Annotated in this window: 15 protein-coding genes; 8 read left to right on the top strand and 7 right to left on the bottom strand. The window is 64.8% G+C overall.

Going from position 1 to position 12,974, the window contains the following annotated elements; genetic code table 11:
• Positions 1-241: 241 nt before the first annotated feature.
• From B4L36_RS05895 to B4L36_RS05905, 3 genes are all read left to right on the top strand, one after another.
• Positions 242-1,597 carry a DUF1800 domain-containing protein gene (locus tag B4L36_RS05895; protein WP_292953770.1) on the top strand — a complete coding sequence of 452 codons (1,356 nt, stop codon included), beginning with the start codon at positions 242-244 and terminating at the stop codon, positions 1,595-1,597.
• A gap of 4 nt (positions 1,598-1,601) precedes the next feature.
• The gene (locus B4L36_RS05900; protein WP_292953772.1) at positions 1,602-2,780 is read left to right on the top strand and encodes a DUF1501 domain-containing protein; all 1,179 of its coding nucleotides are present in this window, start codon (positions 1,602-1,604) and stop codon (positions 2,778-2,780) included.
• Between the two features lie 114 nt (positions 2,781-2,894).
• The gene (locus tag B4L36_RS05905; RefSeq protein WP_292953774.1) at positions 2,895-3,587 is read left to right on the top strand and encodes a GNAT family N-acetyltransferase; all 693 of its coding nucleotides are present in this window, start codon (positions 2,895-2,897) and stop codon (positions 3,585-3,587) included.
• Here B4L36_RS05905 and B4L36_RS05910 read toward each other — a convergent pair.
• Positions 3,541-4,272, bottom strand: coding sequence for a response regulator (locus B4L36_RS05910; RefSeq protein ID WP_292953777.1), 732 nt, complete (start codon positions 4,270-4,272; stop codon positions 3,541-3,543). The genes B4L36_RS05905 and B4L36_RS05910 overlap by 47 nt on opposite strands.
• A gap of 133 nt (positions 4,273-4,405) precedes the next feature.
• Between B4L36_RS05910 and mce the strand changes: the two genes are divergently transcribed.
• Positions 4,406-4,810, top strand: coding sequence for a methylmalonyl-CoA epimerase (gene mce / locus B4L36_RS05915; RefSeq protein WP_292953780.1), 405 nt, complete (start codon positions 4,406-4,408; stop codon positions 4,808-4,810).
• Positions 4,810-5,079: a DUF1467 family protein gene (locus B4L36_RS05920; RefSeq protein WP_292953783.1), complete on the top strand. Its 270-nt coding sequence runs from the start codon at positions 4,810-4,812 to the stop codon at positions 5,077-5,079. Before mce ends, B4L36_RS05920 begins: the two co-directional genes overlap by 1 nt.
• Here B4L36_RS05920 and B4L36_RS05925 read toward each other — a convergent pair.
• The 3 genes from B4L36_RS05925 to B4L36_RS05935 all read right to left on the bottom strand — a co-directional run bounded on the left by B4L36_RS05925 (position 5,036) and on the right by B4L36_RS05935 (position 6,716).
• Positions 5,036-5,752, bottom strand: coding sequence for an EI24 domain-containing protein (locus tag B4L36_RS05925; RefSeq protein WP_292953786.1), 717 nt, complete (start codon positions 5,750-5,752; stop codon positions 5,036-5,038). The two genes, B4L36_RS05920 and B4L36_RS05925, sit on opposite strands and share 44 nt — an antisense overlap.
• The gene (locus B4L36_RS05930; RefSeq protein ID WP_292953789.1) at positions 5,749-6,321 is read right to left on the bottom strand and encodes a nitroreductase family protein; all 573 of its coding nucleotides are present in this window, start codon (positions 6,319-6,321) and stop codon (positions 5,749-5,751) included. Before B4L36_RS05930 ends, B4L36_RS05925 begins: the two co-directional genes overlap by 4 nt.
• Before the next feature lie 143 nt (positions 6,322-6,464).
• The gene (locus B4L36_RS05935) at positions 6,465-6,716 is read right to left on the bottom strand and encodes a hypothetical protein (protein WP_292953792.1); all 252 of its coding nucleotides are present in this window, start codon (positions 6,714-6,716) and stop codon (positions 6,465-6,467) included.
• A gap of 144 nt (positions 6,717-6,860) precedes the next feature.
• On the opposite strand from B4L36_RS05935, the gene B4L36_RS05940 reads away from it, so the two are divergent.
• The 3 genes from B4L36_RS05940 (at position 6,861) to B4L36_RS05950 (ending at position 9,460) form a co-directional block, all read left to right on the top strand.
• Entirely contained in the window at positions 6,861-7,646 is a 786-nt protein-coding gene (locus B4L36_RS05940) for a M48 family metalloprotease (protein WP_292953795.1), read from the top strand.
• Between the two features lie 5 nt (positions 7,647-7,651).
• Complete coding sequence (locus B4L36_RS05945) at positions 7,652-8,950, top strand: DUF2254 domain-containing protein (protein WP_292953798.1); 1,299 nt, start codon at positions 7,652-7,654, stop codon at positions 8,948-8,950.
• Positions 8,951-9,109: 159 nt separating this feature from the next.
• The gene (locus tag B4L36_RS05950; protein WP_292953801.1) at positions 9,110-9,460 is read left to right on the top strand and encodes a hypothetical protein; all 351 of its coding nucleotides are present in this window, start codon (positions 9,110-9,112) and stop codon (positions 9,458-9,460) included.
• 3 nt (positions 9,461-9,463) lie between these two features.
• Here the strand turns inward: B4L36_RS05950 and ilvN are convergent, their stop codons facing one another.
• The 3 genes from ilvN to B4L36_RS05965 all read right to left on the bottom strand — a co-directional run bounded on the left by ilvN (position 9,464) and on the right by B4L36_RS05965 (position 12,835).
• Positions 9,464-10,024 carry an acetolactate synthase small subunit gene (ilvN, locus tag B4L36_RS05955; protein ID WP_292953803.1) on the bottom strand — a complete coding sequence of 187 codons (561 nt, stop codon included), beginning with the start codon at positions 10,022-10,024 and terminating at the stop codon, positions 9,464-9,466.
• A gap of 60 nt (positions 10,025-10,084) precedes the next feature.
• Complete coding sequence (locus B4L36_RS05960; protein WP_292953806.1) at positions 10,085-11,839, bottom strand: acetolactate synthase 3 large subunit; 1,755 nt, start codon at positions 11,837-11,839, stop codon at positions 10,085-10,087.
• A 156-nt stretch (positions 11,840-11,995) separates the two neighbouring features.
• On the bottom strand, positions 11,996-12,835 hold the full coding sequence (locus tag B4L36_RS05965) for an arginyltransferase (RefSeq protein ID WP_292953809.1): 840 nt from the start codon (positions 12,833-12,835) through the stop codon (positions 11,996-11,998).
• Positions 12,836-12,974: the final 139 nt, after the last annotated feature.

Below are 12,974 nucleotides of genomic sequence, written 5' to 3' on the forward strand. Positions count from 1 at the left end.
CCGGATCGTGATGCTGCTGGCGGATGAGCAGAATATCCGCGAGGTCATCATGTTCCCGATGAACCAGCGCGCGGAAGACCTGATGATGGGTGCGCCCTCCGAACCCGCGAACGACCAGCTTCGCGACCTGCGTCTGCGGGTCTTGCCAAAAGAGTGATCTGACACCCCGCGCCTGCTGTGCCACGATCCGCGCCAGGGGCAGTCCTGCCTGCGGCGGGCCGTGCTTTTGCAGGGGATGTGAATGATCGCCTATCCCGAACTTGCCGCGATCCGGCTGGGCTATGGTCTGTCGCCGCTGATGGCGGCGCCGGTGGATCCGGCGCAGGTTCTGGCCTCGGTCGCCGGGGCGGGACCGGACGCCGACGCGATCAGCGTGGCGTCGATTTCCGCGATGCAGCGCGATCTGGTGCGCTTGCGTCGGCGTGCCAAGGCCGGTGACCGCAAGGCCCGCGCACAAGCCGACGACATCGGCGCGCTCTCGGACCGGATGATCGCGCTGGCGCAGCGCCGCGAAATGGCGCGCGCACTGGACGCCCCGGCGGGGTTCGGCGAACGGCTGGTCCGGTTCTGGTCGGATCACTTCACCGTTCGCGGCGGCAACAGTGAACGGCGGCTTCTGGGCGTTTCCCTGGTGGATGAGGCGATCCGCCCCCATCTGGGCGGAAGCTTTGCCGATATGATGTTCGCCGCCGAGACGCATCCCGCGATGCTGCTGTATCTCAGCCAGCAGGGTTCTGTCGGGCCGAATTCCCGTTTCGCCCGAAAGCGGGGCGGCGGTCTGAACGAAAACCTCGCCCGCGAGATGATCGAACTGCACAGCCTCGGCGTCGGTGCGGACTACACGCAGGCCGATGTCCGGCAACTGGCCGAGTTGCTGACCGGGCTGCGCTATCATCGTGACCGCGGCATTTTCGATGCCACCCGCGCCGAGCCGGGGCCCGAAACCGTCCTGGGGCGCCGCTACGGCGACAAAGGCCCCGCCTCGCTGGACGATATTCGCGCGGTGATCACGGATCTGGCCGCGCGTCCCGAGACCGCGCGACACCTGGCGCGTAAGCTCGTCGTGCATTTCGTCTCGGACGATCCGCCGCAGGGGCTGGTGGACCGGCTGGCGGCGACCTATTCCGAAAGCGGCGGCGATCTGGCGGTGGTCAACGCGGCGCTGGCCCAGGCACCGGAACTGGCCGCGCGATTTCGCGAAAAGGCGCGTCAACCCTATGATTTCGTGATCGCGGCCCTGCGAAGCCTGGGGTTCACTGGCCGGCAATTGCTGGACATGAAGCCCGGCGTCTTCCAGCGTGGCATCATCAGGCCGATGGCCCTGATGGGGCAGAACTGGGGCGCGCCGCGCGGCCCGGACGGCTGGCCAGAGGCGGCCCATTCCTGGATCACGCCGCAGGGGCTGGCCGCCCGGATCCACTGGAGCGCGCAGGTTCTGCCCCGTCTGCACCGTGTCAGGCCCGAGCCGCGGGAATTTCTGGCAGCGGCCTTCGGCGATACCGCGTCCGAGCCGCTGAAATGGGCGGTGCCGCGCGCCGAATCGGTGCGCGATGCCATCGTGATCGCGCTGTCTTCGGCCGATTTCAACAGGAGATAGGGTCATGCCAAGCCGGCGATTGTTCCTGAAATCCGCGGCCGTGATCGGCTGTTCGGCAGCGGCGCATCCCTGGATGTCAAGCATGACCTTTGCCTCGACCCCTGGCGAGAACCGCCTTGTCGTCATCATCCTGCGCGGGGCGATGGACGGGCTGGACGCGTTCCAGCCCTATGGCGATGCGAATCTGCGCGGCCTGCGCAGCTCCATTTCCATCGGTCCGGAACAGGGCGCGCATGATCTGGACGGCTATTTCGCGCTGCATCCATCGTTGGGAACATTGCTGCCCCTGTGGAAGGCCGGCGAACTGGCATTCGCGCCGGCGGTCTCGACACCCTATCGCGACAAGCGCAGCCATTTCGACGGCCAGGATATTCTGGAGGCGGGCACCGGCACCGATCTGGCGCCCGGCGATCAGAGGGATGGCTGGCTGAACCGGCTGCTGCAGAACATGCCGGGCGCGCAATCGCGGACCGCCTATTCCATCGGCACCGAAGAGATGCGGATCCTGTCGGGCAGCGCCCCGGCCAAAAGCTGGGCGCCGCAGGTCAGGCTGCGGATCAGCCCGCAGGCCGAGTTGCTGTTGCGGCGCATCTACGAGGATGACCCGCTTTTTCACGCCGCCGCCGAGGAAGCGATCGAGATCGCGGCAGAGGATCTGACGCCGGCGCAGGGGACCGGCCGCCCGCAGCGCGATGCAAGCGGGATTGCCTCTTTCGCCGCCGCGCGGCTGAACGAGGAAACCCGGATCGCGACGTTTTCCCTGCCCGGCTGGGACAGCCATGCGAGCCAGGCCAGAACGCTTGGCCGCGCCTTCGAAAGACTGGCAGCGGTAATCCTGACGCTGAAGACCGATCTGGGCCGGAACTGGGCGCGCACGACGGTGCTGGCCATGACCGAATTCGGTCGCACCGCGCGGGAAAACGGCTCTGGCGGGACGGATCACGGCACCGGCGGCACCATGCTGATGGCCGGGGGCGCGATTCGCGGCGGGCGCATGATCGGCGCCTGGCCCGGGCTGGCCGAGGGCGATCTCTATGCCGGCCGCGACCTGATGCCGATGCGGGACATCCGCGCTTATGCCGCCTGGGCGATGCGCGATCTTTTCGCGATTCCGCGCGACACACTGGAGCGGGTGGTCTTTCCCGATCTCGACATGGCGGAAAATCCGCGCATTCTGGCCTGAGCGATCAGGACAGGGGCAGAACCGATGACGACAGCCAGACGGAATGCCGCGACCGGCAGTCCCCGGGGGCCGGAGGTCGGGGATTTCACGCCGCCGGCGGCGCCGGCCGCGCGAATGATCGATGCGGGCTGGGTTCGGCTGGAGCCCCTGTCATCCGGTCACGCGGATGCGCTGTTTGACGCCTATCGCGGCCATGACGGGCTGTGGGACTACATTCCGGACGGGCCGCATCCCAGCCGCGAGGCGCTGTGGGACTGGATCGCGGCGGTGGCGGACAAGCCCGACCCGGTTTTCCTTGCATTGGTGACGCCGGAAGACGGGCAGGCCAGGGGACAGGCCGCTTTCATGCGCATCGACCGTTTTTCGGGCGTGATCGAGATCGGCTTCATTGTCCTGTCGCCGGTGCTTCAAGGCTCGCGCGCGGGCAGCGCCGCGCTGATGGCGATGATCCGCTGGGCATTCGAGGCCGGCTATCGCCGTGTCGAATGGAAATGCGATGCGTTGAACGCGCCCTCGCGACGCGCTGCGCATCGTCTGGGCTTTGCCTTCGAGGGGGTCTTTCGCCAGCACATGATCGTGAAGGGCCGCAATCGCGACACGGCCTGGTTCGCGATCATCGATCGCGACTGGCCGGCGCTGCGCGACGCTTATGACATCTGGTTGTCGCCCGGCAATTTCGACGCCAAGGGTCGCCAGCGGCAAAGCTTGTCGCGGCTGACCGGCGCCGCCTTGCCCGGCCGACCCGCATCTACCCGGGACGCTACATTTCGGCCACGTTCGCCAGCCGATCCTGAACCATGCCGCTGATCCGGGCCAGGTCGGTGGCCAGCGCGCGCCCCGCCTGATGATCGCGAGCCAACGCCGCCGCCGCGTTTTCCAGATCGGAATCGTGGGCTGAACGGGCCACGCCCGCCAGGAAGCGGGCGATATAGTCGATCTCGGCCGTCTCTCGTGCGTTCGACAGGATCTCGGCGACATGGGCCAGATCGTCGCGCAGCCCGGAGGCATCGGGATGGATCACGTCGTCGGGCAGGACGCGGGGCCCGAAACCCTGTGTCTGAGCCGGAAGCGCCGAAAGGATCGCCTGCTGAAATACGGCCAGGCTTTCGACGGGTTTGGGCAGAAAGCCGTCGGCCCCCGCATTCATCGCCGCATCGCGCGCATCCGGATCGCCCGACATGCCCAGGACCACCGGCACACGCGGTTCGGTTGCCGCGATCTGGCGGATCAGCCCCGAGCCATCGCCGTCGGGCAGACCCAGATCGACGATCACCACCGCCGGCCGGTAGGTCTGAAGATGGCGCGCCGCTGAACGCAGGCAATCGGCGCGCCTGATCCGTGCGCCCGAGCGCAGGCATAGCAGACGCACCGCCTCGCTTGCATATCGCGAATCCTCGACCACGAGCACCGTAAGGCCGGTCAGTGGACGCCCTGGCAGCGACGTTTGCCACAATGGCAGGGCCCCCGCTTCGGTTCCGACTTCTGTCAGCATGGCTGTTTCCCCACTCATGTCGTCTGATGGGTTCAGATAAACCGCGATTCGCTAAGAAGCCGTTAACGCGGCCCGGTTTTCCTTTCGCTCGCGCGCTGAAACCCCTAGAACATGCCGCAAACGGAGGTTCCAGATGATCGGACGTCTCAATCATGTGGCCATCGCGGTGCCCGATCTGGCTGCGGCGGCGGCGCAATACGAAGACAGGCTGGGCGCGAAGGTCGGCGCGCCGCAGGACGAGCCCGATCACGGCGTCACCGTCATTTTCGTGGAGGTGCCCAACACCAAGATCGAACTGCTCTGCCCGCTGGGCGAGGACAGCCCGATCAGGGGATTTCTGGACAAGAACCCGTCGGGCGGGATCCATCACATGTGTTTCGAGGTCGAGGATATCCTGGCCGCCCGCGACCGCCTGAAGGCCGAGGGTGCCCGTGTGCTGGGCAGTGGCGAGCCCCGGATCGGTGCCCACGGCAAGCCGGTGCTGTTCCTGCACCCGAAGGATTTCAACGGCTGCCTGATCGAACTGGAGCAGATCTGATGAACCTGACCGCGGGGATCATCCTCTATTTCATCTATTGGTTCCTGACGCTGTTCGTGGTCATGCCGATCGGTCAGAAATCCCAGCAGGACGTGGGCCAGATCGTTCCGGGCACGCCGGCGGGCGCGCCGGTCGGCACGCCGTGGAAGCGCAAGCTGATTGTGGTAACGGCGATCACCACGATCCTTTGGGCGATCACCGCCAGCCTGATCCTGGGCGGGGGCTTTACCCGCGCCGATGTCCAGAATTTCGACCGGTTCCTGCGCTGAGCAGGTGAAACAGGTGGGTGAAGGCCGCAGCCGCCAGCAGCGGCACGCCGATATTGACCACCGGGATCGTCAAGGCCACTGCGACCAGCGCCCCGGCCAGGGTTACGCGCAGCCCGTGCCGGCGTCGCATGTCGCTGGCCAGCGGGGCGTCCAGATGCCGGCGCGCGGCCATCTGGAAGAATTCGCGCCCCAGCAGCCAGCCATTCGCGCCATAAAACAGCAGCGGCGCAAGCGGCCCCAGAAAGGGTGTCAGCATCAGCGACAGGATCGCCACGCCCAGAACCGCCGCCATCACCGCCAGCGATTCCAGCATGCCGTCCAGAAAATCCAGCGCGCGGCCCCGGCTTGCGGGATAGTGGATGTCCTCGACCGCGTCGGCCACCCGATCGGCGAACAGCCCGGAAAAGCCCGCCGCCACCGGCGCCATCAGGAAGAAGCCCATCAGCGGAAACAGTGCCAGCGAACCCCATGACAGCGCATCTCCGACATCGACCGATCCAAGCCAGGGCAAGGCGAAAGATCCGGGCGTGACCAGCCGGATCAGCCAGAAGGTGCCCGCCTGAAGCGCCACGAATAGCAGGATTGTCAGCCCGATCCCCATCGCCACCAGGGACAGGATTCGCGGCCGCAGCAGATCGCCCCAGGCCAGGATCAGCGACCGCAGGACGATCATTCCAGCCAGCTTGTCTTGGCCTCGATATCCGGGCGCGGCCGCTCGGGCGGAGTGTCGCCGCGGGTGCCGATATGGATCAGGCCGGCGATCCGCTCGTCCTCGTTCAGGCCCAGATGGGTGCGCGCGAAGCCTTGGTCCAGTGCCGCGAAACCCGTCAGCCACGCAGCGCCCCAGCCCGAGGCCAGGGCCGCGTTGAGCAGGCCCAGACAGACCGCGCCCGCAGACAGGATCTGTTCCCATTCGGGCACCTTGCCGCTGCTGACAGGCGCTGAAATCACCGCCACGATCACGGGCGATGCGAAGGCCGAGGCGGCCTTCTCGGCGGTCGCGGCATCCTGTCCCTCGGTCAGGATCGCTTGGCGCAGGATCGGGGTCAGCCTTTCCAGCGCCGCTCGTTCAAGGACCAGGAACCGCCAGGGTTCCAGCTTGCCGTGATCGGGGGCGCGGGCGGCCAGTTCCAGAAGGCGCAGGATCTCGGCCCGGCCGGGCGCGGGTGTCTTCAGCAGCTTGGGCGGGTGCGAGCGGCGGCTGGCCAGAAAATCCAGCGCGGCATCGTTGCGGTAATCCATCGGCATCTCCTTCAGCGAATCCCGGAACGGATCCCGGCGCCGTTGTCACAAAGGCGCGGGCGCGGTGCAAGCCGGCGACGGCAGATCCCGCATACGCCTCGACTTCACGACCGGTGCCGCGGCCTGCCGGGCAGGGGACGGGATCACGCCTTGTTTTCGGGTTCGATCCGGTAATTGCCTTCGGGCAGATTCAGCGCCAGCCGCAATTCCGTCAGCTGCTGCATCGACAGGGTGACGCGCAGGACATCATTTCCGTCCGGACTCATCTGTTCCAGCACGACGCGGTCGTCGAAGGTCAGGATCACGACATCCTCGTTCAGCGGGCGCGCTCCGGCTTCGGCCTCGTCGATGAGGGTGATGACGGTCGCGTCGAAATCGTGCTCGATGGTGAACATCGGGGCCTCCTTTGGTCGGACAGACATTCGCGTGATCGGGGCGGCGGGGCAAGGCGTCGGGGTTTGCAGCGGACAAGGCAGCAAGCTAAACTGCCTGAAAAGGCGCGGCCAATCGCGTCCTTATCTTCGGGGCAGGGGGCATGGATGGCAATGGCGATCACGAGGATTTCCTGGAAAGCCCTTGTCCTGGGCGGCGGGCTGCTGCTGGGGGTGGCGGCCTGCGCGCCGATCCAGAATGCCGCCCCCACGACCGTGGCCGCCCCGGCCTCGCCCTATCAGGGCACCCCGCGCGCCCCGGTTCTGGTCAGCGACGGCTCGCCCCAGTCGGCCGCGCGCACCTTCGTCGGCGTCATGCGCCGCATGGAACCCGCGGTCGAACGAGAATGTCGCCAGCGGCGCACCCAGCCGATCAACTGTGATTTCCAGTTCGTCGTCGATGACCGTCCGGGGCTTGAACCGAACGCCTTCCAGACCACCGACGACCAGGGCCGGCCGATCATCGGCTTCACCTTGTCGCTGATCGCGGCGACGCGCAATAGCGACGAGATCGCCTTCGTCGTCGGGCACGAGGTCAGCCACCACATCCTGAACCATCTCGACCGCAAGTCGGGGGCCGCGGCGGCAGGGGCGGTGATCCTGGGCAGCATCGCGTCTGTCTATGGCAACAACCAGCAGGCGATCGAGACGGCGCAGCGGATCGGCGCCTCGGTCGGATCGCGCTATTATTCGAAAAACTGGGAACTGCAGGCCGATTACCTGGGCGCGATCATCTCGCTGGCGGCCGGCTATGACCCGGTCAACGGCGCCCGGTTCTTCGAGCGTATTCCCGACCCGGGCGATCACGTCCTGGGCACCCATCCCGCCCGCGCCGCGCGTCTGGCCCAGGTTCGGCGCGCGGTGGACGACGTGTCCAGCGGCCGGGTGCGATAACGCGGATGGCAACGGGACAACAGGTCGGCCAACTGCGCTGGCGTCTTCAGGAATTGTCGCAACGGGTCTGGGTTCGCGTCACCGCCTTCGCGGTTCTTGGCGTGATGACCGCGGTCGCGGGCTTCGCGGTGAAGGGGCTGATCCCGGGCGACCTGCCGGCCAAGATCGGTGCCGATGCGATCGAATCGATCCTGCAAATCCTTGCGTCCTCGATGCTGGCGGTCACGACCTTCTCGCTGTCGATCCTGACAGCGGCCTATGCCGCGGCGGGCAGGACCGCGACACCGCGGGCGGTGCCTCTGCTGGTTTCGGATTCGGTCAGCCAGACGGTTCTGGCGACCTTCATCGGCGCCTTCGTCTTCAGTCTTGTCAGCATCATCCTGCTGAAGACGGAGATATACGGAGAGTCCGGACGACTGATTCTGTTCGCTGTGACGCTGCTTGTCGTCCTGATCGTGATCGCCTCGCTGCTGCGCTGGATCGACCGGCTGGGCCGGCTGGGCCGGGTCGGGGACACGCTGGTCCGCGTCTCTCACACGGCAGAGGAGGCTTTCTGCAAACGCCTGGAGGCCCCGTGGCTGGGCGCCAACCCGCTGCGAGGCGCCGTGCCGGAAAGGGCCGTGCCGATCTTCGTGGACCGCGTCGGTCATGTGCAGCATTGCGACATTCCGGCGCTGAGCAGGATCGCCGAGGAAAACGAACTGCTGATCTATCTGGAGGCGACGCCGGGCGATTTCATTCACCCCGCCGCGGCAGCCCTGCATGTCGAGGGTCTTCCCGCCGATCCCGACAAGGCCGGGTCTTTGCGTGACAAGCTGTGCGGCTGTCTGACGATTCGGGACAGACGGGATTTTCGCCAGGACCCGCGCTTCGGTTTGCAGGTCCTGTCCGAAATCGCCCAACGCGCTTTGTCACCCGCGGTGAACGATCCCGGAACCGCCAATCTGGCAGCAGAACAGATTTTCAAGGTTCTCAGCAACTGGCGCGACGAGACCGCGCCGGTCGTCGAATTCCGCCGCCTTTTCATTCCGTCACTGACCGCATCGAATCTGCTTGAGGATGCGTTCCTGCCCATCGCCCGCGACGGGGCAGACAACTGGCAGGTGCAGCGCAAGCTGCAGAACCTCTTGCTGGGTTTGTCGCGCCTGGCACCCGGTATTTTTGCGAAAGTAGCCAGCGATTTGTCTGCGCAGATGCTGGCGATGCAGGGTGATCGTGTGGCAAATGCGCCGCAAGCCGGGGAACTGACTGAAATTTCCCAAGATATTGCCGTTATAGCTCAAAGTTCTAGCGGAAAATCGTGACGATCCCGCACGCAAAAGTGAAAAAACTGCCATACAAGGCAATAAAACGCTGGCTTATCGGCGGATTTCTGCTTTATTGCATTAACCGTGTACATAACTTCGTGTGCGGGTCACAGCTTCCACGTGTGTCATCGCGGAAAAACGAAAGAGAGCTTGCCCATGATCGGGGTCGTCGTCTGGAGTAATGCAGAGCGGGAGAAGGCAGTGATCTGGTGCGAGGATCACGCCTCTCTGGCTTATCTTCAGGGACGGCAGAACCTGATCGCCGCAGGTCAGTGGCCTTCGCCCGGCGACCTTCTGGAACTTGAAACCGAGATCGTGGGAAATTTGCGTCACGCCCGCAATGTCTCGCTCGTGTCCGAACAGGGTTGCAGGCAATTGCCCCAGATGTTGCGGCATTCCTCGAAGGCGGCCCCGCCGCGTCTGAAACTCGTGGCCAGCAACCAGCAGGCGCCGAGCCGCGCGGATTCCGAAGACATCGCTCCGATCCGGATCGGGGCCTCTCGCTGAATTTCAGGCGCCGCGCGACAACGCCGCCACGCCTGTCCGGGCCAGATCGACCAGGCCCAGCGGACGCATCAGGTCGGCGAAAGCATCCAGCTTGGCGGGCGTTCCGACCAGTTCGAAGACAAAGCTTTCCAGCGTCGAATCGACCACATTGGCGCGGAAGATATCCCCAATTCGCAGCGCCTCGACGCGCTTGTCGCCCTGACCCTTCACCTTGAACAGGCCCAGTTCACGCTCGACCGAGGCGCCCTCGACCGTCAGGTCGTGAACCTCGTGAACCGGCACGATCCGGCCCAGCTGCGCCTTGATCTGTTCGATGACTTGCGGCGTTCCGCTTGTGACCAGCGTGATCTTTGATTGGTGGCCATTGTGATCGACTTCGGCCACCGTCAGGCTGTCGATGTTGTAGCCGCGCCCCGAGAACAGCCCGATCACGCGGGCCAGGACGCCGGGCTCGTTCTCGACCAGCACCGACAGGGTGTGGCTTTCCTCGACCTGGGAATTCGGATCGCGCAGGTCATAGGCCGAATGGCTGGACATGCCCTGCTGGATATTCAACGCGTTCATCGCTCTGCCTCTTGTCTTCCGTGCAGAAATTCGCCAGCGGCGCAGATCCGCGACGCCATGTCAGACCAGCACCGCACCCTGCGACTGGATCGCATCCTGGGTATCGGCATCGCCCAGCAGCATTTCGTTATGCGGCTTGCCCGAGGGGATCATCGGGAAACAATTCTCGTGTTTCTCGACCAGGACATCCAGAATGAACGGGCCGTCATACTCGATCATCTGCCCGATCGCGTCGTCCAGATCCGCAGGGTCGCGGACCTGCGCGCCCTTGCAACCAAAGGCTTCGGCCAGTTTCACGAAATCGGGCAGGCTGTCGGACCATGACTGGCTGTATCGTTCGCCATGCAGCAATTGCTGCCACTGGCGCACCATGCCCAGGCGTTCATTGTTCAGGATGAACTGCTTGACCGGCAGTCGGAACTGCACTGCGGTGCCCATTTCCTGCATGTTCATCAACCAGCTGGCATCGCCCGCGACATTGATCACCAGCGCCTCGGGATGGGCCATCTGGACGCCGATGCTGGCGGGCAGGCCGTAACCCATCGTGCCCAGCCCGCCCGAAGTCATCCAGCGGTTCGGTTCGTCGAAATGCAGATATTGCGCGGCCCACATCTGGTGCTGTCCGACCTCGGTCGTGACATAGCGATCGTGGTCCCTGGTCAGCGCCTCAAGTCGCTGCATCGCGTGCTGCGGCTTGATGATCTTGTCGCTGTTGCGGAAGAACAGGCAGTTCTTCGATTTCCAGCCCTCGATCTTTTCCCACCATTTGCCAAGCGCCGCTCTGTCGGTCCTGCGGCCGCGCGACTTCCAGATCTTCAGCACATCCTCCAGAACGTGACCGACATCGCCGATGATGGGCAGATCGACATGGACCACCTTGTTGATCGAGGAGGGGTCGATGTCGATATGCGCCTTGACCGAGCCGGGGCTGAAATCGGCCACGCGGCCGGTGATCCGGTCGTCAAAGCGCGCGCCCAGATTGATCATCAGGTCGCAATCATGCATCGCCAGATTGGCCTCGTAGAGACCGTGCATCCCCAGCATCCCGATCCAGTTCTGGCCCGAGGCCGGATAGGCGCCCAGCCCCATCAGCGTCGATGTCACCGGAAAACCCGTCGCATCCGCCAATTCGCGCAGAAGCTGGCTTGCACCGGGCCCCGAATTGATCACGCCGCCGCCGGTATAGAGGATCGGACGCTCGGCCTGTTCGATCATCTCGACCAGACGGGTGATCGCGGCGATGTCGCCCTTCATCCGGGGCTGGTATTTCGACGGCTCCAGCTGCTTGGGGCCGACATAATCGTCGGTGGCGAACTGAACATCCTTTGGAATGTCCACCAGCACCGGACCCGGACGGCCGGACGTGGCGACATGGAATGCCTTGTGGATCGTCTCGGCCAGTTTCGCGGTATCCTTCACAAGCCAGTTATGCTTGGTGCAGGGTCGGGTGATGCCGACCGTATCGGCCTCCTGGAACCCGTCCGTCCCGATCAGGAAGGTCGGAACCTGTCCCGACAGCACGACCAGCGGAATCGAATCCAGCAAGGCATCGGTCAGCCCGGTCACGGCATTGGTCGCGCCGGGGCCGGATGTCACCAGAACGACACCCGGCTTGCCGGTCGAGCGGGCGTAGCCTTCGGCCATGTGGACCGCGCCCTGTTCGTGCCGGACAAGAACATGGGTGATGTCGTTCTGCTGGAAAATTTCGTCATAGATGGGTAGCACCGCTCCGCCCGGATAGCCGAATACGGTATCAACGCCCTGATCGCGCAGCGCCTCGACAACCATTCTCGCACCCGTCATCGTTCGGGACATCGTTTCCACTCCATCAGATATGTCATCGCGGGCCACAGCATCCAGCCCGCGCGTCGGCGCAAACTATGGTCGCTTCCGGAAAGGGTCAATGGGATCCGGCGGAGAAAATGACGCAATGCAGCCGGGAATTGTAATTTTCTTTCGTCGCTGACCGGCTCAGCGGTCGAATTGCGGCAGCGCGATGCGCGCGACCTGTTCGACGATCGGATCGACCGACAGCGGATGCGCTTCGTTCGAATGGTCCGCAGGATCGCCGATATCCTGCCAGACGCCGCCCTTGTAGATTTCCAGCGCGGAGAACCGGGCCTTGTAGTCCATCTTGCGGCTGCCCGGCACCCAATAGCCCAGATAGACATAGGGCAGCTTCGCGGCGCGCGCGATCTCGATATGGTCGAGGATCAGATAGGTGCCCAGGCTGGCGCTGCTCAGGTCCGGATCGTAGAAGCTGTAGACCAGGCTCAGACCGTCATCCAGAACGTCGGTCAGGCAGACAGCGGCCAGATGGTCGTCGCCCGCGGCCAGCCTGACAGGCTCGCGCCCGTCGCAGCGATATTCGATCACCCGCGTCTTGACCGGCGTTTCCTCGATCATGGCGGCGAATTCGAAGATATCCATGTCGGCCATGCCGCCATCGGCGTGGCGGTGGTCCAGGTAGCTGCGGAACAGATCGAATTGCTCTTCGGTCGCCCAGGCGCTGGTCGCCAGCCGCCGCACCCCCTCGTTGCGGCGCGCCAGCCTCCTCTGGGTGCGCGAGGGCTCGAAATCCGCGACCCGGATCCGGGCCGACATGCAGGCGACGCAGCTTTCGCAACTGGGACGGTAAAGGACGTTCTGAGACCGGCGAAAGCCTTGTCGAGACAGCGCGTTGTTCAACTCGGCCGCGTTTTCGCCGTGCAAGGCGGTGAACAGCTTGCGCTCGGCCCGGCCATGCAGGTAGGGGCACGGCTGCGGGGCCGTGACATAGAATTGTGGCGCATGGGGGACGGTATGACGCATCAGTTGCGCCCCCAGCGACGGGATGACGGGTCAAGGCTTGCCATGCGCGAGAAACGTCCGGGGATCGCCTGATTGTTGCACTGGAGCGAAGCCTAGCAACGTTTCGATGACAGGCCAAGCATCGAAAGGGTTAACAGCT

This window comes from Paracoccus sp. UBA889, from assembly GCA_002294185.1.
In the GTDB taxonomy this organism is placed as follows: domain Bacteria; phylum Pseudomonadota; class Alphaproteobacteria; order Rhodobacterales; family Rhodobacteraceae; genus Paracoccus.